The following is a 24,766-nucleotide window of genomic DNA, read 5'->3' on the forward strand; positions in this document are numbered from 1 at the left end:
GCTACCGCTGGACGGCTCCGACCCTCTCACCGGCACGGGCGACCGCCGCGTCACGGAAGGCGTTGACTTCCTCGGTCTTCAGCGTGCGATCCGGGGCCCGGAAGACCAGCCGGTAGGCCAACGACTTCTTGCCCGGTTCGATCTGCTCGCCCTCGTAGAGATCGAACAACTCGATCGACTCCAGCAACTCACCGGCCCCGTCACGCAGCGCCGCCTCGACGACGGCAGCGGGAACAGCGGCATCGACCAGCAGCGCCACATCGGAGTCGGCCATCGGCATCACCGACAGGGCGGTCGCCTGCGGCGTGGCCTCACTGAGCCGGATGAGTTCATCCAGAAGCAACTGACCGCCGACGACCCGTGGTGGAAGACCCAGTCGCTGGAGCGTCTTCGGATGCAGTTCGCCGACGTGACCCAGGAAGGTGCCGTCGCCGGCCTCGACCCGACCGCTGCGACCGGGGTGGAACGGTGCGGTCGACTCCTGCGTGACGGTCAGCGGCACCGCCAACGCGTCCCCGATCGCCTGCACGGCCTCGAGAGCGTCCGTCCAGTCCGCGGGCCTGCCCGGGCCGGTCCAGCCCGCTGGCGTGCGGTTGCCCGTCAGCAGGAAGGCCAGGTGGCGCGGCTGTGGAGGCACCGAACCGCGGATGGCTGCCAGCACCTCATCCGAGGGGTGCACGCCCACCGGGCTGTAGGGGGCTTGGGTCAGCGGTCCGTCGATGGCGGCCACCAGCCCGACCTCGAAAAGGGCCAGGTCGGAGAACCCGCGGGATACGTTGCGGCGCAGGACGTCCACCATGGTGGTGAGCAGACTGATCCGGAACAGCGGCTGCTCGTCCGACAGCGGGTTGGCCAGTGCGACAGTGCGAGCACGGGCCTGCGCAGGATCCCATCCGAACGCCTCGTGGACGTCGTCGCCGACGAACGGCGCGGACCACACCTCGTCGAACCCGCGGGCCGCGAGCGCGTTCGCGACGAGTCGCCGCACCTGCTGGCCGTGAGTGAGTCCGCGACCGCCGGGCGGGGTGGGCAGGATCGACGGGATCTGCTCGTAGCCCCGGATCCGTGCCACCTCTTCGGTCAGGTCCGGCCCCGTGGTGAGATCGGGCCGCCACGACGGCGGCGTGACGTGCAGCGTGTCGCCGGAAGCATCGACGGTGCAGCCGATCTCGCGCAGTACGTCGATCACGTCGGTGGCGGTGTACGGCACGCCGACGAGTCGGCCGGCGTCCGCGGGGTCGAAATCGATGACGGCCTGCGGCATCGGCAGCCGCACGTCGGTGACACCGTCGTCTACTCGTCCACCGCCATGCTCGACCAGCAGCTCGACCGCGAATTGTGCTGCAGCGGCGGCGATCTCGGGGTCAACGCCACGCTCGAACCGCTTGGCCGCCTCGGAGGGCAGCTTGTGCCGGCGCGCTGATCGGGCCACGGAGGTCTGATCGAAACGAGCCGCTTCGATCAGAATGTCCGTGGTCGTGTCCGTGACCTCGGTCGCTTCGCCGCCCATGGTGCCGGCGATCGCAATCGCGCGCCGGTCGTCGGCGATGACCAGGTCTTCGTCGAACAACGTCCGCTCGACCCCGTCGAGCGTCTTCAAGGTCTCCCCGGCGCGGCGCGCCGCACGGTGATCCCACCGTCGAGCGCCGTCAGGTCGAAGGCGTGCAGCGGCTGGCCCAGAGCCAGCATCACGTAGTTGGTGACGTCGACCGGCAGCGAGATCGGTCGCATCCCGGCTTCGGTGAGCCGGGTGGCCAACCAGGCCGGGGACGGCGCGGAGGGTCGACACCGCGGACGATCCGCGCAACGTACCGGCTGCAGCCGACCCGGTCGCGGATGGGAGCCTCATCGGCCAGCCGGACGGGGAATCCGCGGTCGTTGGCGGACGCGGCGCGCTGCGCGAGAGCGGTCACCGGATCGGTGAACGCTGCCCCCGTCGCGTGGGAGTATTCGCGGGCCACTCCTCGCAGGCTGAAACAGTAACCGCGGTCCGGCGTGACGTTGATCTCGACGGTTTCACGGTCGAGACCGAGCAGCGCAATCGCGTCCTGACCAGGGGTCAGGTCGACGCCGGGCAGGCGCTCAGCCAGCCGGATAATGCCACCGGATCCGTCGTCGGGAAGGCCGAGTTCATCTGCGGCACAGATCATTCCGGCTGAGACGTGGCCGTAGGTCTTCCGCGCCGCGATCGCGAAACCGCCCGGGAGCACCGCACCCGGCAGGACGACGACGACGAAGTCACCGGGGGCGAAGTTGTGCGCGCCGCAGACGATGCCCTGGGGTTCACCGGTGCCGTTGGCATCACCGACATCGACCGTGCACCAGTTGATGACCTTGCCGTTCTTCTGCGGTTCGGGGTCCTGGGTGAGCACCTTGCCGACCACCAGCGGTCCCGTCAGGTCGCCGCCGTGCAGACCTTCTTCCTCCAGGCCCACCTTCACCAGGGCGGCGGCCACGTCCGTGCCGCGCACGCCCGGCGCCAGATCGACGTACTCTCCCAGCCAATCGAGCGGAATCCGCATCAGATCTCCAATCCGAACTGCGCGTCGAAGCGCACGTCTCCCTCGATCATTTCGCGCATGTCGGCAACCCCCGTGCGGAACATCAGCGCACGGTCGACGCCCATTCCGAAGGCGAATCCGCTGAAGCGGTCGGTGTCGATGCCGCAGGCACGCAGCACGTTCTGGTTGACCATGCCGCAGCCGCCCCACTCGATCCAGCCGGTGCCGCTGCACGCCCGGCAGTCGGGGTCGGTGCCCCGGCAGACGAAACAGCGCAGATCCATCTCTGCGCTGGGCTCGGTGAAGGGGAAGTACGACGGGCGCAGGCGGGTCGTGATGCCTTCGCCGAAGAGCTCACTGGCCAGGCGGTCGAGGGTGCCCTTCAGGTTCGCCATCGTGATGCCTTCATCCACAGCCAGGCCCTCGACCTGGTGGAAGGCAGGCATGTGCGTCGCATCGAGTTCGTCGGTGCGGAAGACTCGGCCGATACACCCGACGTACAACGGTGCGCCCCGCTCCAGCATCGCCCGCGCCTGGACCGGCGAGGTGTGCGTGCGCAGCACGAGACCGGCCGAGGGCGGGTCGACGTAGAACGTGTCCTGCATCTGCCGGGCGGGGTGGTCGATGTCGAAGTTGAGTGCGTCGAAGTTGAACCACTCGGCCTCGATCTCCGGGCCTTCGGCGATCTCCCAGCCCATCCCGACCATGATGTCGGCGATCCGGGTGCCCATCAGCTCGATCGGGTGCCGGTGGCCCATCGGCGCGCGTCGCGGGACCAGAGACATGTCGACGGCCTCGTCGATCAGGATCCGCTGGTCGCGCTCGTCCTCGAGCTCGGCCTGGCGCTCCTTGAGCGCCTGACCGACCCGGCCACGAGCCTGACCGACCCGCTTGCCCGCTTCGGCCTTCGCGGTCGGGGGCAGCGCGCCGATCTCCCGGTTGGCCAGCGCGAGCGCCGACTTGTCGCCGGCGTGCTCGGTGCGGACCGCCTTGAGTTCGCCGAGACTACCGGCCGCGGCGATCGCCGTCAGGGCGGCGGACACTGCCTCATCGATCGCTGCTGGGTCGAGCGCGGAGACCTCGACCGGGTCGTATGAAGTATTGGGACCGGACACGATCAACCAGTCTACGGAACGCGCCCCGTGCCGCGCCGCTGAGTATCGGCGCTGGCGTACAAGCAGACCGTGGCGGCCATCGCCAGGTTCAGCGACTCGGCGTGACCGTAGATCGGCACCCGGATCACCTCATCGCACAATGCGCGGGTTTGCGCCGATAACCCCCAGGCTTCGTTGCCCATCAGCCAGGCGTGCCGGCCGGTCAAGTCGACATCGGGCAGGAGCACCTCGCCCGCTCCGTCGGCCGCCAGGACCCGCAGGCCGGCCGTCCGGCAGGCCCCGATGATCGTCTCGACGGACTCGCCGATGCTGATCGGCAGGTGCCACAGCGACCCGACGGTCGAGCGGACGACCTTGGGGTTGTAGATGTCGACGCTGGCATCGCTGACGATGACTGCGGCGGCGCCGGCAGCGTCCGCTCCGCGGATGACCGTGCCGGCGTTACCGGGATCGCGGACGTTGGACAGGACCACGACGAACCCTCCGTCGGCGGCGAGAGCCTGCTCCAGGGGTACGTCGACCGGCCGGGCCACCGCGAGGATGCCCTGCGGATGCGCAGTGTCGACCAGCGCAGCGAACACCTCGGGACTGCACTCGTGCAACGGCATGGTCAGCTCAGCCGAGCGGAACTCTGCGGTGCGTTCGGGAACGCTGGAATCGACGTACATCTCGATGACGCTGTCGGGTGCGAAAGCGAGCAGTTCACGGACCGCTTGCGGGCCTTCGACCACGAAGCGACCGGCCCGCTCACGTGCAGAACGCCGGCCCAGCGCCCGGACCGACCGCACCCGCTCAGCGCGGGGATTGGTCAGCACGGGGTGGGCCGGCGTTCCGGCGGGTGATGCAGGGCTCAGGCGGCCGGCGCGGTAGCCGGGACGTTGGCCTTGGCGATCTCCACCAGCGCGGCGAACGCGGGGGCGTCGTTGACGGCCAGCTCGGCCAGCATGCGACGGTCGACCTCGATCTCCGCAGCCTTCAGGCCCTGGATGAACCGGTTGTAGGTGATGCCGTTGGCGCGGGCGCCGGCGTTGATGCGCTGGATCCACAGACGACGGAAGTCGCCCTTGCGCGCCCGGCGGTCACGGTAGCTGTAACCCATCGAGTGGGTGACCTGCTCCTTGGCCTTGCGGTAGAGCCGCGAGCGCTGGCCGCGGTAACCGCTGGCCTGCTCCAGGACTGTCCGGCGCTTCTTCTGGGCGTTGACCGCCCGCTTCACGCGTGCCACGTGAGTACTCCTTCTAGCTGGTAAAGATCGGGATTACTTGCCGAGCAGACGCTTGACGGCCTTGGTGTCGGACGGTGCGACGACGACGTCGTTGACCAACCGGCGGGCATCGCTGCTGCTGCGCTCCTGGAACTTGTGCACGTGGCGAGCACGCTGGCGCATGATCTTGCCGGAACCGGTGACCCGGAACCGCTTCTTCGCACCGCTGTGCGTCTTGTTCTTCGGCATGGGCCGATCTCCTTCTGGCTCGTGCTAACTCGCAGCCGGTGGGCTGCGGTCTGTGTCTACCGGCCGGGGGCCGGGAGGTCTGTCCGGCTCAGGCCGGTTGGTTCTGCTCGCTCGACGCGGCGTCCTCGCTGGGCGCCGGGTCGTGTTGTTCGCGACGGCGGCGGTTCTCCGCGCGGGCCTCGGCCTTCTTCTTGGTCGGACCCAGCACCATCACCATGTTGCGCCCGTCCTGCTTGGGCGAACTCTCCACGAAACCCAGGTCGGCGACGTCCTCGGCCAGCTTCTGCAGCAACCGGAAACCCAGTTCGGGGCGGGACTGCTCACGACCGCGGAACATGATCGTCACCTTGACCTTGTCACCGGCGGAGAGGAACCGCTCGACGTGACCCTTCTTGGTGCCGTAGTCGTGCGGGTCGATCTTCGGCCGGAGTTTGATCTCCTTGATGACCGTGTTGACCTGGTTCTTGCGGGCTTCCCGTGCCTTCACCGCGGCTTCGTACTTGAACTTGCCGTAGTCCATGAGTTTGGCAACGGGAGGTTTTGCCATCGGGGCGACCTCGACCAGATCGAGATCTGCTTCCGCGGCCAGGCGCAGCGCATCCTCCACACGGACGATGCCGACCTGTTCGCCGTTCGGCCCAACCAACCGCACCTCGGGAACCCGGATGCGGTCGTTAATACGAGGCTCGACGCTGATGTCTACTCCTTCGTCGTTCGCGATGTACCGCCTGGAGACGAAGAAAGGCTCCTCGTCACCGGAGTGCGCGAGGAGCCCAAAGCATGCAAACATCAGGTACGCCGAGTGACGAACTGCTGCTCACACCGGACCCGGCGACATGCCTGTCGACTCAGGTGGAAGTTCGGGACTTCTCTTGCACACCGATGCTCACGCACCGGTCGGTGTATCAAGAATACCAGCGAGTGCGCCGTCCGCTGAAATCGTGGACGCCAGGGGCCGTGCCAGGTCACCCCGCGGTGCGACCGCGACGTCCTGCAGGCCGAGCCAGCCGGCGAGCCGTCGCAACTCATGGGCCAGTGCCTCGGCGGTGTGGGCTGGGGCGCTGGGCTCGGCGTACGCCGCGTGGACCAGCAGCCGGCCAGCGCGCCGGTCCGCCTTCAGATCGACGCGCGCCGCGATGCGGTCGCCGAGCAGGAAGGGCAGCACGTAATAGCCGTGCACCCGTTTGGCAGCCGGGGTGTAGATCTCGATGCGGTAGTGGAAGTCGAAGAGCGCTTCGCTGCGCGGGCGGTACCAGACCACCGGATCGAAGGGGCTGAGCAACGCCTGCGCGTGCACCCGCCGCGGGATGCGGGCCTGCGCGTCGAGATAGGCCGGTTGCTTCCAGCCCTCGACACGCACTGGGCGCAGCTCACCGGAATCCACCAGCGCCGCGATGGCCGGCTTGGTCTGCGTGTGGTGCATGCGGTAGTAGTCCTGGAGCGTGAGTTCCGTTGCGACCCCGAGGGATCGGGCAGCTCGACGAATGAGTTCGCGGTGCGCCTGCGCCTCGCTCGGTATGGACTGATCGAGGATCGCCGGCGGGATCACGCGCTCCGGCAGGTCGAAGATGCGCTCGAACTGGGCATTGCGTTCGGCGACGGCCAACTCCCCCACGATCCACAGATAATCCAGGGCTTCCTGGGTCGCCGACCAGTTCCAGCCCCAGTTCTCCTTGCTCCGTTCGCTGCCGTCGTCCAACTGCCGGGGTGTCGCGGCACCGTCGGCCCGGATCCGCTCCAGGAGATGCTGCAGCAACTCCGGCTGCTCGCGCTCGACCCGCGATCCCTTGGACCGGTAGCGGGCCATCCGGTGCTGCATGTGCGGCCACAGGTCGACCGGCATGTAGGCGGCGCAATGCGCCCAGTACTCGACCAGCCGGCGCGGTTTCACCGACGTCGCCCGGTGCAGCAGCCGGACGTCGTAAGGACCCATGCGGGAGAACAGCGGCATCAGATGCGCCCGGGCCAGCACGTTGACCGAGTCGATCTGCAGGACACCGGTGCGAGCGACGGTGCGCTCCAGGGTGCGCATGGTCGGCGCGGCGTGCGGCGGGTCCAGGAATCCCTGGGCCGCGAGCGCGATCCGACGCGCCTGGCCCAACGAGATCTCATCGCTCACCCCGTCAAGGTAACGGTGGACACCGACACCCTCCGATCGACGTACGCCGATCGGCCGCGCACCGGGACTGTTGGCGGGATCGCGGTCAGCTCAGGTGCTCGGCCACGATCGGCCACCAGTGCCGCGAGTCCAGCTCCCCGCGAGCGTGTTCTAGCGCGACCCAGCGCCCTTCGACGGCCGGTGTCGTCCCCTCCGGCGCGACGAAGACCGGAACGTGTGCGTACGGCGCGGGGTGCGGATAGCTCGCATCCGGGCTGGGAACGACATTCCGGACGTAGCCCACGCAGCGAAGCTGGAGTCCTTCCCTGCCCAGAGTCCGTCGCTGCAGTTCAGCCAGCCCGGCGTCAAGGCTCATCCGCTCTGGACCGCGGCCGAGGAACAACGTCGGCAGGTCCGGCCCCTTCGGCGTCAGAACACAGAAGAAGGTCCGGCGTGCGTCTGGGTCCGTCGAGGTCAGCAGCAGCCGGACGATGATCGACGGCTCGGGCGGACGGCAGTCATCCTCGACCCAGACCTCGGCGCAACTGCCGCCCGGTAGCCACGGCGCGTTTTCGGTGCGGACGATCCTACGAGCTGTCGACACGGGATCAGCATCGCAACAGCGCACGGGAAGTCGATCAAGCGACGAGCGCGTGGCGGGCCCGAAGGACCCGCGAACGGGCCAGCAGGGCAGCGCCGCCACCCAGCGCAATCGCCGCGCCGATGGCGGACACCAGCAGCAGGCCGGCACCGAAACCGCCCGCGTCGATCGCAATCCCGGCCAGCGGTGCACCGAGGGCTGATCCGGCGGTCATGAACGAACCGTGCCACCCCATCGCCTCACCACGGGCCGCAGCGGGAACGACGCGACTGACTGCATCGACGGTCGCGGTGATGGTGGGAGCGCAGAACAAACCGGAGAACACCGCGAGAACGGCGAACACCCACAGGTTCGGCGCGAAGGCCATCGGCGCCGTGGTCAACGCCAGCATCAACAGCAGGATGAACGGCGAGAACCCGCGCGACATCGCCCCGTAGATCAACCCTCCGACCAGGGAACCGAAGCTCCACGGAATCAGCACGACCGCCAGCTGCGACACGGCATCCCAGTGCCGCATGGCGGCGACGATGGCCACGTCGGAGCCACCGAGCACGATCGTCGAGGCGGTGGCCGCGAGGCAGATCGCGACGAACGGAACCCGGAACCACGAACGCCGGGCGGTGGCACCGACCTCGGACTCATCGACCTCCGCCGAGCGCAACGCCGGGTTGGCCCACCACAGCAGGGCGGCGAGTACGACGCCCAGCATCTCGATGCCGAACAACACCCAGGAGGTGGGCAGGAACGTGGTCAACCAGACCACGATGACCGGGCCGATCATGAAGGCCAGCTCCACCGACATCCCGTCCAGGGACAACGCGGTCCGGCGCTGATCGTCGGGAACCGCGGCGATGACGCCCTGTCGGATGATCGAGAAGGTGGGGACGACGAAGAGTCCGCCGATCACCGCCAACACCAACAGCGGGACATAGCCGACGAACGGCGCAATGGACCAACAGATGGCGCTGACGATCATCGAAGGGACCAGCACGCGCCGCAGACCCATGCGGTCGAGCAGCCGGCCGCGCCACGGGCCGGAGATGGCAATCGCGATCGTCGCCGCCGCGGCGACCAGGCCGGCGTCGGCGTAGCTGTGGCCGAGGTGGGTGACCACGTGAAGGGTCAGGATGATGCCGGCGCTGAAGATGGGCATCCGCAGCAGGAACCCCAGCAACAACACGCGACGGGCGTCGCGGATGGACAGGACGCGCTGGTAGGGCTGCAAGGACATAGGGGTAATATTTCCATTCCGAAACTTCGATGTGCAACTATTTTCCAGGATGCGGAACGGCCACACCTCAACGATTCATTCCCGCGCCCGGCCGTCGCACTCAGGCCGACGACGCAATGAGCCACCCGTTGGGAGGCACGACTTAGGCGGGCCTGTCTTGAATCGTTCCATTCTGCGCGGTTGGTTGGATGCACCCGAACTCAAGGAGGTCCGACATGTCGGACAGCACGAGAACGTCTATCGAAACCGCACCGAGCCCTGAGGCCAACCTGGGCTCCACGACCGACACCGGCGCGCCGGCCGTCAGCGACCGTAACTCACTCACGATCGGCAACGACGGCCCGATCTTGTTGCACGACGTGCACTTCCTGAACCAGATGGCGCACTTCAATCGCGAGCGCGTCCCCGAACGCAACGTCCATGCGAAGGGCTCCGGCGCCTTCGGCGTGTTCGAGACGACCGAGGATGTCAGCAAGTACACCAAGGCCGCGCTGTTCCAGAAGGGCGTCAAGACCGACATGCTGGCGCGCTTCTCCACCGTGGCCGGCGAGCAGGGCTCGCCCGACACTTGGCGTGACCCCGGGGTTTCGCGCTGAAGTTCTACACCACCGAGGGCAACTACGACCTGGTCGGCAACAACACCCCGGTCTTCTTCATCCGCGACACGATGAAGTTCCCGCACTTCATCCGTTCGCAGAAGCGGCTGGGGGCTCCGGCCTGCGTGACAACCACATGCAATGGGACTTCTGGACGCTGAACCCGGAGTCGGCGCACCAGGTCACCTACCTGATGGGCGATCGCGGCATTCCCACCAGCTACCGGCACATGAACGGCTACGGCTCGCACACCTACTTGTGGATCAACGAGGCCGGCGAGAAGCACTGGGTGAAGTACCACTTCCACTCCAACCAAGGCGTGGCGGGCCTGACCGGTGACGACGCCACCCGGATCGCCGGCGAGGACGCCGATTTCCACCGCCGCGACCTACGCGAGGCCATCGACAACGGGGACTTCCCCAGCTGGACGCTGTCCATCCAGGCGATGCCCTACGAAGACGCCAAGGATTACCACCTCAACCCCTTCGACCTGACCAAGGTCTGGCCGCACTCCGACTACCCGCTGATCACGGTCGGCACGATGACCTTGAACAAGAACCCGGACAACTTCTTCGCCCAGATCGAGCAGGCCGCGTTCGAGCCCTCTGCGCTCGTCCCCGGCATCGGCTTCTCCCCGGACAAGATGCTGCTGGGCCGGGCCTTCGCGTACGCCGACACCCACCGCTACCGCATCGGGCCGAACTACCTGCAGTTGCCGGTGAACCAGCCGCGCGTGGAGGTCAACACCTACACGTTCGACGGTCCGATGGCCTACGAGCACAGCGGTAACGACCCGGTCTACGCCCCCAACAGCGCCGGTCGCGGGTACGCCGACGAGGTCGGTGAGGTCGAGGATGGCTGGGAGACCGACGGGGCGATGGTTCGCGCCGCCTACACGCTGCGCCCGGACGATGACGACTTCAGCCAGGCGGGAGCCATGGTGCGGGAGGTGTGGAACGACGAGCAGCGCGCCGCGTTCGTCGACACCGTCGCCGGTCACCTGCTGGGCGGAGTCAAGTCGCCGGTGCTGGAGAAGGCGTTCGAATACTGGAAGAGCGTCGACCCGACGACCGGTGCCGCGATCGAGGCCAAGGTCAAGGCCGGCTCCAAGGCGCCGAACCCTGGCGGCGAGGCCGACGCAGCCAAGGACAACGAGCCCATCAAGGAGGACGCCTCCAACGCCGCGCATTGAGCGCCGCTCACCGCGAGGGGTACGTCGGCCATCGGGCCGGCGTACCCCTCGCCGTGTCGCATGCCAACTCAATCCGGCATGACGGGAATTATCCGGAGCCGTCCTCCGTTAAAACCGGAGTAAGCCTCCGCACGAACGTAAGGAACCATCATGGGCACCTCCCCCGTCGTCCGGTCCACCACCTCGGCCCTGCTCGACCGCACCCACCGGCGCACGCTGGTCTCCTCCGCGCGGCTCAACGGCGACTCGTCGTTCACCTTCCGCCCGATGCGCCGCGAGGCCGATCTGCCCGCGCAGGGACGCAGCATTTCCTGAGGCGCGGACCCGATTCCGCGCACACATCGCAACTGGATAGAGTCGAAACCGTGGCACAACACTTTGACGTCGTCGTCCTGGGAGCCGGACCTGGCGGGTATGTCGCCGCCATCCGAGCCAGTCAACTGGGCCTGAAGGCCGCAGTCATCGAGAAGAAGTACTGGGGCGGTGTCTGCCTCAACGTGGGCTGCATCCCCTCGAAGGCCCTGCTGCGCAACGCGGAGTTGTCGCACATCCTCACCAGCGAGAAGGACAAGTTCGGCATCACCGGTGATGCGTCGATGTCCTACGAGCCCACGCACGCCCGCAGCCGCCAGGTGTCGGCCGGCATCGTCAAGGGCGTGCACTACCTGATGAAGAAGAACAAGATCACCGAGATCGACGGCTGGGGCACCTTCAAGGACGCCAAGACCATCGAGGTCAACTTCAACGATGGCAGCACCGACACGATCACCGGCGACAAGATCATCATCGCGACCGGTGCCACGACTCGACTGATCCCGGGCACCGAGTTGTCCGAGCGCGTGGTCACCTACGAGGAGCAGATCCTCGACCCGGTCCTTCCGAAGTCGATCATCATCGCCGGCTCCGGTGCCATCGGCGTCGAATTCGCTTACGTCATGAAGAACTTCGGCGTCGACGTCACGATCGTCGAGTTCCTGGACCGGATGGTGCCCACCGAGGATGCGGACGTGTCCAAGGAACTCGCCAAGCACTACAAGAAGCTCGGTGTGAAGGTGCTCACCAAGACCAAGGTCGAGTCCATCGAGGACACCGGCACCAACGTGAAGGTGACCGTCTCTCCGGCCGAGGGCGGCGACCAGCAGGTCCTCGAAGCCGACAAGGTCCTGCAGGCCATCGGTTTCGCACCGCGGCTGACCGGTTACGGCCTGGAGAACACCGGGGTCAAGATCACCGAGCGCAAGGCCATCGAGATTGATGACTTCTGCCGCACCAACGTGCCCGACGTCTACGCCATCGGTGACGTGACCGGAAAGCTGATGTTGGCGCACACCGCTGAGGCGCAGGGCATCGTTGCCGCCGAGACCATGGCCGGTGCCGAGACGATGCCGCTGGAATACGTGATGATCCCGCGGGCGACCTATTGCCAGCCGCAGGTCGCCTCCTTCGGCTACACCGAGGCACAGGCCAAGGACCTGGGGTACGACGTCAAGACAGCCCAGTTCCCGTTCTCCGCCAACGGCAAGGCCCAAGGTCTCGGCGAGGCAGTGGGCTTCGTGAAGATCGTCGCCGACGCCAAACACAACGAGTTCCTCGGCGCGCACCTGATCGGCCCGGACGTGACCGAACTCCTGCCAGTACTCACCCTGGCCCAGCGTTGGGATCTGACGGCCGATGAAGTGGCCCGCAACGTCTTTGCCCACCCGACCCTGGGTGAGTCGGTCAAGGAGGCCGTCGAGGGCATCGTCGGCCACATGATCAACCTCTAGGACATCCGTGAAGACCGCCTTCGTCCTCGGCGGGGGCGGTCTGCTCGGAGCAACCCAGATCGGCGGGATGCGCGCGTTGCTGGAGCGCGGCGTACATCCCGATCTGGTCGTCGGCACGAGCATCGGGGCCATCAACGGCGCGCACGTTGCCTACTCCCCCACCGTCGAGAACCTGGACGCACTCGCCGAGCACTGGGTGCGTCTGTCCAGTGCCCGCAGCCTGCGCGACTTGCGCACCGTGGCCCCCACCGACCCAGGCGCAACGCCTCCCCGCCGCTTCGGTCGTGCGCGCAAGCTCAGCCTGCGCAAACCGTCGTATCTCTACCCGGCCGGGCCGTTCCTCCGGATGTTGCGGGCCACGCTGCCGACCCAGACCTTCGATGGCCTGCAACTGCCGTTCCAGTGCGTCGCTGCATCGGTCGAGCGCTCTGTGGCGCAATGGTTTTCGGAGGGTCCGCTGCCCGAGGCGGTGATGGCCTCCTGCTCAGTGCCGGGCCTCTTCCCGCCCTTCCGGATCGGGGATGAGCACTACTACGACGGCGGACTGGTGCACTCGATCCCGATCGGCCGGGCGATCGCGCTGGGCGCTACCCGGATCTACGTCTTGCACGTCGGCCGGGTCGAGCAAGCGCTGAAACCGCCGGAGTGGCCGTGGGAAGTGGGCACCGTCGCGTTCGAGATCGCCCGGCGACACCGGTACATGGAGGAGATCGCAGAGACTCCCAGCGACATCGAGTTGCACGTCATGCCGTCCGGCACCGACGATGCGCCCATGGTGTCGCTACTGCATCTGAACACCGAATTCGTCACCGGACGGATCGACGCCGCCCACCGCGCGGCCGTCAAATATCTCGAGCAGGAGAGATGAACCTGCCCGTTGCCCCCACCCCGGTGCGGCGTGCGTTCCAACCGGTGATCATGCTGCTGGAGATTGCACTTCTGATCATCATCGGCGCGTTCAGCGGACTGATGGTGTTGCTGAGCGCTTTTCGGTTCGCCCGCAAGGCAATCCGGGTGTGCATCATGGCCACCGGTCTGGTCGGCCTCGACCTGCTGATCACGCTGGGCTGCTGGCGCTTGTGGATCCTTCGTCGCCTCGGGCACAGCGATCCGGACACCTGGCGCACCGACCACATCCGGCTGCTCGGCGATGCGTTGGACCGCTATGTCCGCGTCGCCCAACGGGTCGTCGGCTTCCGGGTCGCGGCCACCGACCTCACCGAACCGCTGTACGACGACGAACCCGTGTTGTTCCTCGCCCGGCACGCCGGGCCGGGCGATTCGTTGCTGATCGCCTGGCTCATCTCCCATGAACTGCACCGCGCACCCCGCGTGGTGCTCAAACGATTCCTGATGTGGGACCCGGCCATCGATCTGATCATCCACCGCCTGGGCGGTTACTTCCTGCCGCCGAAGGGCACACCGGCCGCCGAGCGCACGGCCTCCCTGCGGGCCTTCTGCGCATCCATGGGTCCGCGCGACGGCGCGATGGTCTTCCCGGAGGGCCAGAACTGGACGCCGGCCCGCCACGCTGCGGCCATCGAACGCGACCGGGTAAGCGACGATCCGGACGCGCCCATGCGCGTGGCGTGGTTGGAACGGCACCCGACCGTCCTCACGCCCCGGGTGGGTGCCGCCGCCAACTTCATCGACGCCGTACCCGGTCTGCGGGTCATCTGCATCTGGCACGCCGGGGTCGAAGATCTACACACCCTGAGGTCGATCTGGGCCGCGATCCCCCTGAAGGAACCCATGCACGTCCGCTTCACCGAGCACCGTCCGGTCCCCACCGGGACGGCGCTGAAGGAGTACCTCTACAAGGAGTGGGGCGCCATGGATGACTGGTCGCGGCAGATCAGCCACCAACCCGCGACTGCAGGCGAACGACCGCTCTACACCGCCCAGATCACGACCCGGTCGTTCCTCACTCAGCTGCGGGCGTCGTCGCGGCGCGCAAAGCGAACGTGAGCCCGTCGATCCGGGCGCGCACTTCCCCATCGGTGGCCAGTCGCTCGCCGATCGTCGTCGCGATCTGGCGGATGTCGTCCTGGGTCAGCCCGGGGGTCAGCGCAATGACCACCCGGAGCACCCCGGCGCCGACGTCCGAACCGTCTTCGAGGGCGACGTCGACGACCGGTTCCAGATCACGTACGGCGCCTTTCACCTTCTGGGCAACGAACGGGTCCGTGTGAGCCGGCTGCCAATCCTGGTGTTGGGCAAGAGCCCACAGCATGCTGGGTCGGACGACGACCTCGGTACCCGATCCGGGGTCGACCACGAGCACGTCGCACTCCTCACTGATCGCGGCACGGGCGGCCACGGGGGCCAGCACCGGGGACGGTCTCGCCGCACTGCTCCATGACGCCAGCGAATCCAGTCCGGTGAACACCGGCAGCGCCCGTTCCCCCTGCGGTCCCTGCACGATCACCGTCGCCATCGACGCCGCCTTGTCCACGCCGTCCTCATCGCGTCCCTCCTCGGTCGCGACGACCGGCACGAGAACCCGTGCGTGCGCCAGAGCGGCCATCCAGGTGCGTTCGTCGTGCGCCAGCGCCGCACGCAGGGCGGGATCCGCAGTACCGTCGTCAGTCTCGAACCCGGTGCCGGTGACCTCCCGGCCGGCCCACGGAAGACCCGCCGAATCGGCGTCGTGGCTCATGGGCGCCCCGCGACGTCGAGCGCTTCGGGCAGGCCGAAGGCGCCCCGGTAGAGCGCCGAGCCGATGATCGCGCCTTCGACCCCGGCCGGCACCATCGTGCGCAACGCCTCGATGTCGGCCAAGGTGGAAACCCCGCCGGAAGCAACCACCGGACGATCCGTACGATCGCAAACCTGTTGAAGCAGCGCGGTGTTCGGCCCTTGGAGCATTCCGTCCTTGGCGACGTCGGTCACGACGTAACGTGCGCACCCCTCACTGTCCAGGCGCGCCAGCGTCTCCCACAGGTCGCCCCCTCCTTGGTCCAGCCACGCGCCGCCAGCGTCGTCCCCCGCACGTCCAGACCTACGGCGATCCGGTCGCCGTACTGTGCGATAGCCGACGCGGTCCACGCGGGATCCTCGAGCGCAGCCGTGCCCAGGTTGACCCGCCGGCAGCCGGTGGCCAAGGCACGCTCAAGGGTGTCCTGGTCGCGGATACCGCCCGACATCTCGACTTTGATGTCCAGTCGCTGCACGATGTCGGCCAACAACGGCGCATTGCTGCCTCGACCGAACGCCGCGTCGAGGTCCACCAGGTGCAACCACTCCGCTCCCTGATCCTGCCAGGCTTTGGCCGCCTCCCAGGGGTCACCGAACTGGCCGCCGGTGCCGGCCACCCCCTGCACCAGCTGGACGGCCTGACCGCCCGCGACATCGACCGCCGGCAACAGTTCGAGGCGTGCCTCACTCACAATGGGTCCTTCCGAACGGGGTGATGACTAGCTGAAACTCTGAATCCAGTTGCGCAAGAGGGCAGCTCCGGCATCACCGGATTTCTCCGGGTGGAACTGCGTACCCCAGAGCGCACCCTCCTGCAGGGCGGCGACGAAGGGGTCCCCGTGCTCGGCGTGGCCGACCTGCACTGCGGCGGCGTCAGCGGCCGCGTAGGAGTGCACGAAGTAGAACCGCTCGCCGGCGACCCCGTCGAACATCGACAGCTCCGCCGCATCCGTCACCAACGACCACCCCATGTGCGGGACCACCGCAGCCCGCAGACGCGTGACCAGCCCGTTGACGACTCCCAGACCCGGCAGCGGCTCGACCGCCGGCTCGGTGGACCCGTCGAACAGGATCTGGTGCCCGACGCACACCCCGAGCACGGGTGCGCCGACCGCCAGCCGGTCCCGGATGAGCTGGTCTCCGCCCACCGCGAGCAGCCCGCGCATACAGGCGTGGAAGTTGCCGACCCCGGGCACGTACAGCCCGTCGGCGCGGAGCACCGCATCGGGGTCAGCCGTCAACGAGACCTCGGCGCCGACCCGGCTGAGCATCCGGACAACGGAGTGGACGTTGCCGCTGCCGTAGTCGAGCACGGCGACCCGCGCCGTCACGAGGACTTCAACTCCTCGGCGATGTCGCGCTCCTCGCGCGTCACCTTTTCAAAGCGCCGCACCGAGCGTTCATCGGGTTCGACCAGAGCGGCGCCGGACGCGTGTCGCGCGGCGCCCGCTTCCAACAGTTCGGCCCCGGGTAGCCCGAGCGCGTCGATGAGATCGTGTAGCAGGTCATCGGCAGTCTGGTCGGTGTCACGCAACACAGACTCGACCCGGGGCAGATCCTCGCGGCTGATGCCGGCGACACTGACCAGATCCGTGGGGCGCACGGACGGGAACGGGGTCGGCCCGCTGGGTCCTTGGCCGCTCTGCCAGATCAGCCAGCGCGGCACCGCGCGCCAGCCGGGAGGATGCAGGACGAGGACGGCGCGATCGTCGATGGCCGCGAAGCACAGGGCGGCTCGCAACCCGGACGAAACCGGCCGGGCCACGAGCATGGGCACCGACTTGTCGTACGGCGCGCTGCTGCGTGCGTCCGAACCGGCCGGTACCACTGCGGTCCAACCACCGACGGGCACGACGTAGGCAGGCACGGACCCGCGCCGCAGCCACGCGGTGACCCGATGGGTGTCACTACGCAGCAACAACAGCAGGGTGTCCGCGGCCATGATCGCTAGAGCGCGCCCTTGGCGCTCGGGATCCCGACGACCCGGGGGTCCCGCTCGACCGCGAACCGCAGGGCCCGAGCGACTGCCTTGAACTGGCACTCGGCGATGTGGTGCGGATCGCGTCCGGACACCAATCGCACGTGCAAGGCGATCCCGGCGTGCGTCGCGAAGCTCTGGAAGACGTGCTGGGTCAGTGATCCTGTGTAGCTGCCGCCGATGATCACGTAGGCCTGCGCGTCGGGTTCGCCCTCGTGCACGAAGAACGGCCGGCCCGCGACATCGACCACGGCCTGCGCGAGCGCCTCATCCAGCGGGACGAGCGCATCGCCGAACCGGCTGATCCCGCTCTTGTCGCCCAGCGCCTCGCGGACTGCGTCGCCGAGCACGATCGCGGTGTCCTCGACACTGTGATGCGCATCGATGTCCGTGTCACCGGTCGTCGTGACCTTCAGGTCGATCAGGCTGTGGCGGGCGAAGCTGTCGAGCATGTGGTCGTAGAACCGCACACCCGTGCTGATCTCCGCCTCCCCGGTGCCGTCCAGGTCGAGCCACAGGTCGACCGAACTCTCCTTGGTGGAGCGCTGTAGGTGCGCGGTCCGGTGCTGACCCGTCACGATGTCTCCTTCTGCAGCGCGATGCTGCCGTCCTCGATGCTCTGGCTCAGCACCCGCAGCACGGTCTGAGTCTCCTCCGGCGTGCCCGCTGTGATGCGTAGGTGATGCGGGATGCCGACGTCACGTACGAGCACCCCGCGATCGAGCAGGACCTGCCAGGCGCCGGCCGCATCGGCGAAGCCGCCGACCAGGACGAAGTTGGCGTCCGACGGAACCGGCTTCAGCCCGAGTTGTGCTGTGGCTGTTGATAATTCGTCACGCATAGCCTTGATGGCCTCGACCATCGCCAGCATCGTGCCGGCGTGTTCCAACGCTGCCTCGGCGACCGCCTGCGTCACCGAGGACAGGTGGTAGGGCAGCCGCACGAGCCGCAGCAGCTCGGTCAGCTCCGGGTCGGCGGCCAGATAGCCCAACCGCACCCCCGCGAAAGCGAACGCCTTCGACATCGTGCGGGTCACCACCAGCCGCTCCCGCCCGGGCAGCAGCGTCAACGCGCTGCGCGTCCCCGGCCGGGCGAACTCGGCGTACGCCTCGTCGACGACCACGATCCCGCGCGGCAACGCGTCATAGACCGCCTCGACGACGTCGAGGCCGACCGCGGTGCCGGTCGGGTTGTTGGGCGAGCACAGGAAGACGATGTCGGGCTCGTGCTGGCCCACCTGCTGCACGGCCAGCTCCGCGTCGACGTCGTAGCCGGCGCCGGTGGCGTTCCGCAGACCGTCGACCCAACCCGTCCCGACACCGCGACTGATGATGGGGTGCATGGAGTACGCCGGGGTGAAGCCGAGGGCGACCCGCCCGGGACCTCCGAACGCCGCCACGATGTGCGACAAGACCTCGTTGGAGCCATTGCCGGCCCACAACTGGGCCGGTGACAACTCGACACCAGTGGCGATCTGCAGATAGGCCGCCAAAGCCGTTCGTAGATCGACGAATTCGCGATCGGGGTAGCGATTCAGGTCAGGAGCGACCTGCGCCACCCGTGCGATGATCGCTGCGACGACCTCTTCGGGCACGGAGTACGAGGACTCGTTGGTGTTCAAGGCCACGGCCACGGGAAGCTGCGGCGCGCCGTACGCCGTCTGGCCCTGCAGGTCCGGGCGCAGCAACTCACTCAGCCGGGCACGCACCGGGGTGTCCCCGGTCATGGCAGTTCGTCGCCGAAGCGTGCCGTGACCGCCTGGCCGTGCGCGGGCAGGTCCTCGGACTCGGCCAGCGTCACCACGGTCGCCGCTACGTCGGCCAGCGCATCGCGCGTGTAGTCCACGACGTGGATGCCGCGCAGGAACGACTGCACCGACAGTCCGGAGCTGTGACAGGCGCAGCCGCCGGTCGGCAGAACGTGATTGGAGCCGGCGGCGTAGTCGCCGAGGCTGACCGGGGCGAAGTCGCCGACGAAGATCGCGCCCGCATTGCGGATGCGTGCGGCCACCTCAGCGGCGTCGCGGGTCTGGATCTCCAGGTGCTCCGCGCCGTAGGCGTCCACGACCCGCACGCCGGCCTCGACGTCGTCGACCAGCACGATGCCGGACTGAGCACCGCTCAGGGCCTCCTTGACCCGCACTTCGTGTTTGGTGTGCGAAACCCGCTCCTGCAGAGCAGTTTCCACCGCATCGGCCAGCTCCGGTGAATCGGTGACCAGGACGGACGCGGCCAGCGGGTCGTGCTCGGCCTGGCTGATCAGGTCCGCCGCGACGTACTGCGGATCGGCGCTGTCGTCGGCCAGGATCGCGATCTCGGTCGGGCCGGCCTCGGCGTCGATGCCGATCACACCCTGCAGCAGACGCTTGGCGGCCGCCACGTAGATGTTGCCCGGCCCGGTCACCAGATTGACCGGCTCGCACACGACGCTGCCGTCATCCTCGCGAGCACCGTAGGCGAACATCGCGATCGCTTGCGCGCCGCCGACGGTGTAGACCTCATCGACCCCGAGCAATTCGCAGGCGGCCAGGATCGTGGGGTGGGGGTACCCGGCGTACGCGCCGGTGTTGTCCGCCTGGGGCGGACTGGCCACGGCCAACGAGCCGACGCCCGCCACCTGCGCGGGCACGACGTTCATGACCACGCTGCTGGGGTAGACCGCCCGGCCACCGGGCACGTAGAGCCCGACCCGCTCGACGGGCACGTGCCGCTCGATGACGACGCCGCCGGGGACCACCTGGGTCACCGTGTCGACCCGGCGCTGGTCCTCGTGCACCACCCGAGCCCGGCGGATGGACTCCTCCAACGCCGCACGTACGTCGCGCGACAAATCCTGCAGTGCACTCGCCAGCACATCGGCCGGCACCCGCAACTGCGTCGGGCGCACGTGATCGAAGCGCCCCCCAACTCACGCAGCGCCTCGGCACCATGCTCGCGGACCTGCTCGCAGATCGGACGCACCGTCTCCAGGGCGGCGTCCACGTCGAACTCGGCGCGGGGCAGGACGGTGCGCAACTGGCGGGCGTCGAGGCGCGCCAGCGCGTCACCGCGCAGGTCGATACGGGAGATCACGGCACCATTCTAGGGAACTACCGGGTGGGCTCCCGGTCCCGTCCGGCGTCTGGATCCCGGTCGTAGAACTCCCGCTCCATGACCCCGCGCGCACGCCGGGCCATCCGCAGGTAGTCGTTGCGCAGTGCCTCCCCCGCACCCTGACCCATGCCCAGGATGCTGGCGATGCCGTTGGCGTCGACCACGTCGGAGGGCAAGGAGTCGACGGCGCGGCCCCGCCAGAGCACCGAAGCGTTGCGGATCCGGGTGGCCATCGTCCATGACTGCTCCAGCGCGTCGGCGTGTTCGGCACTGATCAGGTCGCAGTCGACCATCGCGTGCAATGGGGTGATCGTCGCGGGGTTGCGGATCTGTGGGACCTTTCCGGCGTAGCGCAATTGCATGAGTTGCACGGTCCACTCGACATCGGACAGTCCCCCGCGACCCAGCTTCAGGTGGGTCAATGCGTTGCCGCCGCGCGGAATGCGCTCAGCCTCGACCCGCGCCTTGAGCAACCGAATCTGACGGATCGCCGCCGCAGAGATCCCGTCCGCGGGATAGCGCAACGGGTCGATCAGGGCGATGAATCGTTCCCCCAGGTCCGCATCACCGGCCACCGGCGTCGCCCGCAGCAGCGCCTGGGCCTCCCAGCCCTCCGACCACCGCGCGTAGTACGCGGCGTAGGACTCGAAAGTGCGCACCAGCGGACCGGAGCGGCCTTCGGGTCGCAGATCGGCGTCGATGCCCAGCGCCGGGTCGGGTCCCGCGCCGCCCAGCCACCGGCGCACCTCGGTGACGATGCGCTCAGCCTGGTTCTGCGCCAGCTGTGCGTCCGCACCCGGCAACGGATCGTGCACGAAGAGCACGTCGGCATCGCTGGAGTAGCCGGTCTCGCCGCCGCCGAGGCGGCCCATCCCGATGATCGCGACCCGGGTGACGATCGTGCCCTGGGCCCGCTGCGCCGCGCGGATCGAGACGTCGAGCACCGCCTGCAACGTGGCCGCGGTCAGGTCGGTCAGGCCGTCCTCGATGTCGAGGAGTTCGAGGCGCCCGGACAGGTCGGCGGTCGCGATGCGGATGAGTTCGGCGCGCCGGATGGTGCGCACCGCCGTCACGGCTTCCTGGTCGTCATTGCGGTGCCGCTCGATCGCCACCTGCATCGACTCCGCGATGTCCGCGCGCGGGCGCGGTCGCAGCGCGCTCAGGTCGCCGAACATCGCGACCGTGGAGGGAGCGCGCTCGATCAGACCGCCGACGTAGCGGCTACTGGCCAGCACCCGCGCGAGGATGTCGGCCGCACCGCCTTCGTCGCGCAGCATCTTCAGGTACCAGTGCGTCGAGCCCAGCGCTTCGGAGACCTTGCGGAAGGCCAGCAGCCCCATGTCGGGATCGGCCTCGTCGGCGAAGCGACGCAGCAGCACCGGCAACAGGGTGCGCTGGATCGCGGCCCGCCGGCTGACCCCCACCGTCAGCGCCTCGATGTGCCGCATCGCACCGGCCGGGTCGCGGTAGCCCAGAGCGGCCAAGCGCTCCTGGGCGTCCTGCGTGGTGAGCCGGGCATCGTCGTCGGTGAGCCGGGCCACCGCGCTGAGCAACGGGCGGTAGAAGAGTCGCTCGTGCAACCGGCGTGCCTTGCGCGACTCCTCGGCCCGCAGGGTCTGCACCTGACGCACGGGATCGGCGGTGAAACCGACGGCCCTGCCCAGCCGGCGCAGATCATCCTCGGCAGTGGGCATCAGGTGGGTGCGCTTCATCCGCCACATCTGGATCCGGTGCTCCAGCACCCGCAGCACCCGGTAGGCGTCGTCCAGGTCGTGCGCGTCGGTCCGCCCGACGTAACCGCCCCGGGACAGCGACTCCAACCCGGACAGCGTCGACCGCACCCGCAACCGGGGATCGGTGCGCCCGTGCACCAACTGCAGCAACTGCACACTGAATTCGATGTCCCGCAGACCACCCTTGCCCAGTTTGAGTTCGCGGTCGGCATCCCCGGCGGGCAGCAACTGCTCGACCCGCCGGCGCATCGCCTGCACGTCGGGCACGAAGTTGTCCCGGCTACTGGCCTGCCACACGAACGGCTGCACAGCGTCCAGATAGGCCTGACCCACCTGCGGATCGCCGGCGACCGGACGAGCCTTGAGCAACGCCTGGAACTCCCAGGTGCTGGCCCAGCGCTCGTAGTAGTGCCGGTGATTCTCTACCGAGCGGACCAGCGGCCCGGCTTTTCCTCCGGCCGTAGCGCCGCGTCGACCTGCCAGAGGCTGCCCTCGGCGGTGCGCATGGAGCAGGCGCGCATCAGCTCGCTGGCGACCTCCGCACCGATGCGCATGGCGTCCTGTTCGGGTACGCCGGGCGCAGGCTCCGCGGCGAAGATCACGTCGACGTCGGAGATGTAGTTCAGTTCCCGGCCGCCGGTTTTGCCCATGGCGATCACAGCGAGGCGCACGTGGTCGGACCCCTCGACGCGCGCGCAGGCGATCCGGTGCGCGGCTTCCAGCGCCGCACCCGCCGCCTCGGCGAGCGCCTCGGCGATCGCCGGGAAGGCCTCGAACGGATCCGATGTCAGGTCGATCGCCGCTATCCGGCACACCCGCCGGTCGTAGGCGACCCGCAACGCGTCGTATGCCGCGTCCGGTGCCTGCCCGGGCTGCGGGAGAACCGGTGTCACTGCCTCGACCATTTCGGCACGTACGACGGGTGCCGGGTCCAGCGCGGCGTCCACCACGTCCACCCAGGACTGCGGATGTTTGACCAGGTGGTCGCCGAACGCGACGGATGCCCCCACGACGGAGATCAACCGGTGCGAGCGGACGTCGCAGGTCTCGAGCAACTGCGCGATCGCCGTACGTTGCTGGTCGTCCATCACCTCCCGCAGGCGGGTGAGGGTCAACAGCGCCTGGTCCGGATCCGGCGCCTTGGCCAGGCACCGGACCAGGCCCGGCGCCCAGTCGCCGAGCTCCTCGGCGAAGGCCAGCCCGCGATCGGTGTCCAGGACCCCGGCCCGCACCAGGGCAGCACGAGGGGACTCGGTGCGCGGCGTGGCCATCAGAGCGCTCCGGCCCCGGTCACGGCAGGTTGAGGTACTCGTCGAGCTCGAACCGCGTGACCTGGTCGCGGTAGGCCGCCCACTCGGCACGCTTGTTGCGCAGGAAGAAGTCGAAGACGTGCTCGCCCAGGGTTTCCGCGACCAGTTCACTCTCCTCCATCAGGTGGATCGCATGGTCCAACGACGCCGGCAGCGGCCGTAGACCCATCGCCAAGCGCTCCTGCTCGGTGAGGTTCCAGACGTCGTCCTCGGATTCGGGCGGCAGCTCGTAGCCCTGCTCGATGCCCTTCATCCCGGCGGCCAGCAGCACGGCATAGGTCAGGTAGGGGTTGGCGGCCGAGTCGATGGAGCGGATCTCCACCCGCGTGCTGGCTCCCTTGCCCGGTTTGTACATCGGGACCCGGACCATTGCGCTGCGGTTGTTGTGCCCCCAGCAGATGTAGGCGGGTGCCTCGGCGCCGCCCCACAACCGCTTGTAGGAGTTGACGTACTGGTTGGTGACCGCGCTGATCTCCGGGGCGTGGTGCAGGATGCCGGCGATGAACTGCTGACCGATCTCCGAGAGCTCGTAGCGACCGGCCGGGTCGTGGAAGGCGTTGTCGTCGCCCTCGAACAGCGAAACGTGCGAGTGCATACCCGAGCCGGGCTGTTGCGCAAGGGGTTTGGGCATGAACGATGCGAACAGGCCATGCTCCAGGGCCACCTCGCGGATGATTGCGCGGAAGGTCTGGATGTTGTCGGACATGGTGAGCGCGTCGGCGTAGCGCAGGTCGATCTCGTTCTGCCCCGGCCCGGCTTCGTGGTGGCTGAACTCCACCGAGATGCCCATCGTCTCCAGCAGCATGATGGCGGCCTTGCGGAAGTCCTGGCCGGTGCCGTGCGGCACGTGATCGAAGAACCCGGCGTGGTCGACCGGCACGGGCACCTCACCGCTTCCGGGTTTCCTGTCGAACAGATAGAACTCGATCTCCGGGTGGACGTAGAAGGTGTAGCCGGCCTTGGCCGCGCCGGTCAGCACCCGCTGCAGCACATTGCGTGGATCGGCCATGCTGGCGGTGCCGTCGGGCAACCGGATATCGGCGAACATCCTTGCGGTCCCGGGCCGTTCACCGCGCCATGTGAGGATCTGGAAACTGGAGGCGTCGGGGCGCACCAACATGTCGGACTCGAAGACCCGGGCCAGCCCCTCGATGGAGCTGCCGTCGAAGCCCAGCCCCTCAGAGAAGGCGCCCTCCAACTCCGCCGGTGCGACGGCCACCGATTTGAGGGTGCCCAGCACATCGGTGAACCACAACCGCACGAAGCGGATGTCGTGCTCCTCGATGGTGCGCAGAACGAACTCTTGCTGACGATCCATATCCCCGATCCTGCCCTATTGCGGTCAGGCCCAGACAGGGATGGTCCCCGGATACGCGGACGCATCCGGGGACCATCACCTGGGC

18 protein-coding genes and 5 pseudogenes are annotated in these 24,766 nt (G+C 68.1%); 5 read left to right on the top strand and 18 right to left on the bottom strand.

What is annotated here, in order from left to right:
* Position 1 precedes the first annotated feature (1 nt).
* The 9 genes and pseudogenes from pheT to ACFQBT_RS09570 form a co-directional block, all read right to left on the bottom strand.
* Positions 2-2,522, bottom strand: a pseudogene (pheT, locus tag ACFQBT_RS09530) (phenylalanine--tRNA ligase subunit beta).
* Positions 2,522-3,616: a phenylalanine--tRNA ligase subunit alpha gene (gene pheS / locus ACFQBT_RS09535; protein WP_377822237.1), complete on the bottom strand. Its 1,095-nt coding sequence runs from the start codon at positions 3,614-3,616 to the stop codon at positions 2,522-2,524. The pseudogene pheT and the gene pheS overlap by 1 nt, the downstream one beginning before the upstream one ends.
* Positions 3,617-3,627: 11 nt before the next feature.
* The gene (locus ACFQBT_RS09540; RefSeq protein WP_377822239.1) at positions 3,628-4,431 is read right to left on the bottom strand and encodes a TrmH family RNA methyltransferase; all 804 of its coding nucleotides are present in this window, start codon (positions 4,429-4,431) and stop codon (positions 3,628-3,630) included.
* A gap of 35 nt (positions 4,432-4,466) precedes the next feature.
* Positions 4,467-4,841 (bottom strand): 50S ribosomal protein L20, encoded by a 375-nt coding sequence (gene rplT / locus ACFQBT_RS09545; RefSeq protein ID WP_109684803.1) that lies wholly within the window; start codon positions 4,839-4,841, stop codon positions 4,467-4,469.
* Between the two features lie 33 nt (positions 4,842-4,874).
* A complete protein-coding gene (gene rpmI, locus ACFQBT_RS09550; RefSeq protein ID WP_377822242.1) occupies positions 4,875-5,069 on the bottom strand; it encodes a 50S ribosomal protein L35 in 195 nt (64 codons plus the stop codon).
* A gap of 88 nt (positions 5,070-5,157) precedes the next feature.
* The gene (infC, locus tag ACFQBT_RS09555; protein WP_465252286.1) at positions 5,158-5,721 is read right to left on the bottom strand and encodes a translation initiation factor IF-3; all 564 of its coding nucleotides are present in this window, start codon (positions 5,719-5,721) and stop codon (positions 5,158-5,160) included.
* A gap of 234 nt (positions 5,722-5,955) precedes the next feature.
* On the bottom strand, positions 5,956-7,188 hold the full coding sequence (locus tag ACFQBT_RS09560; protein ID WP_377822244.1) for a winged helix-turn-helix domain-containing protein: 1,233 nt from the start codon (positions 7,186-7,188) through the stop codon (positions 5,956-5,958).
* 85 nt (positions 7,189-7,273) lie between these two features.
* Positions 7,274-7,771: a hypothetical protein gene (locus tag ACFQBT_RS09565; RefSeq protein WP_377822246.1), complete on the bottom strand. Its 498-nt coding sequence runs from the start codon at positions 7,769-7,771 to the stop codon at positions 7,274-7,276.
* 34 nt (positions 7,772-7,805) lie between these two features.
* On the bottom strand, positions 7,806-8,999 hold the full coding sequence (locus tag ACFQBT_RS09570) for an MFS transporter (RefSeq protein WP_377822248.1): 1,194 nt from the start codon (positions 8,997-8,999) through the stop codon (positions 7,806-7,808).
* 215 nt (positions 9,000-9,214) lie between these two features.
* On the opposite strand from ACFQBT_RS09570, the pseudogene ACFQBT_RS09575 reads away from it, so the two are divergent.
* The 5 genes and pseudogenes from ACFQBT_RS09575 to ACFQBT_RS09595 all read left to right on the top strand — a co-directional run bounded on the left by ACFQBT_RS09575 (position 9,215) and on the right by ACFQBT_RS09595 (position 14,521).
* A pseudogene (locus ACFQBT_RS09575) lies at positions 9,215-10,787 on the top strand (catalase).
* Positions 10,788-10,937: 150 nt separating this feature from the next.
* Positions 10,938-11,102, top strand: coding sequence for a hypothetical protein (locus ACFQBT_RS09580; RefSeq protein WP_377822250.1), 165 nt, complete (start codon positions 10,938-10,940; stop codon positions 11,100-11,102).
* Between the two features lie 50 nt (positions 11,103-11,152).
* Positions 11,153-12,553 carry a dihydrolipoyl dehydrogenase gene (gene lpdA, locus ACFQBT_RS09585; RefSeq protein WP_377822252.1) on the top strand — a complete coding sequence of 467 codons (1,401 nt, stop codon included), beginning with the start codon at positions 11,153-11,155 and terminating at the stop codon, positions 12,551-12,553.
* A gap of 7 nt (positions 12,554-12,560) precedes the next feature.
* The gene (locus ACFQBT_RS09590) at positions 12,561-13,421 is read left to right on the top strand and encodes a patatin-like phospholipase family protein (RefSeq protein WP_377822254.1); all 861 of its coding nucleotides are present in this window, start codon (positions 12,561-12,563) and stop codon (positions 13,419-13,421) included.
* Entirely contained in the window at positions 13,418-14,521 is a 1,104-nt protein-coding gene (locus ACFQBT_RS09595) for a 1-acyl-sn-glycerol-3-phosphate acyltransferase (protein ID WP_377822256.1), read from the top strand. The genes ACFQBT_RS09590 and ACFQBT_RS09595 overlap by 4 nt, the downstream gene beginning before the upstream one ends.
* On the opposite strand, the gene ACFQBT_RS09600 is transcribed toward ACFQBT_RS09595, so the two are convergent.
* The 9 genes and pseudogenes from ACFQBT_RS09600 to ACFQBT_RS09640 form a co-directional block, all read right to left on the bottom strand.
* Positions 14,478-15,212, bottom strand: coding sequence for an SseB family protein (locus ACFQBT_RS09600; RefSeq protein WP_377822258.1), 735 nt, complete (start codon positions 15,210-15,212; stop codon positions 14,478-14,480). The genes ACFQBT_RS09595 and ACFQBT_RS09600 overlap by 44 nt on opposite strands.
* Positions 15,209-15,945, bottom strand: a pseudogene (gene priA, locus ACFQBT_RS09605) (bifunctional 1-(5-phosphoribosyl)-5-((5-phosphoribosylamino)methylideneamino)imidazole-4-carboxamide isomerase/phosphoribosylanthranilate isomerase PriA). Before priA ends, ACFQBT_RS09600 begins: the two are co-directional and overlap by 4 nt.
* Positions 15,946-15,969: 24 nt before the next feature.
* Positions 15,970-16,581 (bottom strand): imidazole glycerol phosphate synthase subunit HisH, encoded by a 612-nt coding sequence (gene hisH, locus ACFQBT_RS09610; RefSeq protein ID WP_377822259.1) that lies wholly within the window; start codon positions 16,579-16,581, stop codon positions 15,970-15,972.
* Positions 16,578-17,192: a hypothetical protein gene (locus ACFQBT_RS09615; RefSeq protein WP_377822260.1), complete on the bottom strand. Its 615-nt coding sequence runs from the start codon at positions 17,190-17,192 to the stop codon at positions 16,578-16,580. The genes hisH and ACFQBT_RS09615 overlap by 4 nt, the downstream gene beginning before the upstream one ends.
* Before the next feature lie 5 nt (positions 17,193-17,197).
* A complete protein-coding gene (gene hisB / locus ACFQBT_RS09620) occupies positions 17,198-17,806 on the bottom strand; it encodes an imidazoleglycerol-phosphate dehydratase HisB (RefSeq protein ID WP_377822262.1) in 609 nt (202 codons plus the stop codon).
* Positions 17,803-18,954: a histidinol-phosphate transaminase gene (locus ACFQBT_RS09625; protein ID WP_377822264.1), complete on the bottom strand. Its 1,152-nt coding sequence runs from the start codon at positions 18,952-18,954 to the stop codon at positions 17,803-17,805. Before ACFQBT_RS09625 ends, hisB begins: the two co-directional genes overlap by 4 nt.
* A pseudogene (gene hisD / locus ACFQBT_RS09630) lies at positions 18,951-20,299 on the bottom strand (histidinol dehydrogenase). The gene ACFQBT_RS09625 and the pseudogene hisD overlap by 4 nt, the downstream one beginning before the upstream one ends.
* 17 nt (positions 20,300-20,316) lie before the next feature.
* Positions 20,317-23,324 (bottom strand): annotated as a pseudogene (locus ACFQBT_RS09635) (bifunctional [glutamine synthetase] adenylyltransferase/[glutamine synthetase]-adenylyl-L-tyrosine phosphorylase).
* Positions 23,325-23,343: 19 nt separating this feature from the next.
* Positions 23,344-24,681 (bottom strand): glutamine synthetase family protein, encoded by a 1,338-nt coding sequence (locus tag ACFQBT_RS09640; RefSeq protein ID WP_377822266.1) that lies wholly within the window; start codon positions 24,679-24,681, stop codon positions 23,344-23,346.
* Positions 24,682-24,766: the final 85 nt, after the last annotated feature.

It is taken from the genome of Branchiibius cervicis, assembly GCF_042661605.1.
GTDB lineage: Bacteria > Actinomycetota > Actinomycetes > Actinomycetales > Dermatophilaceae > Branchiibius > Branchiibius cervicis.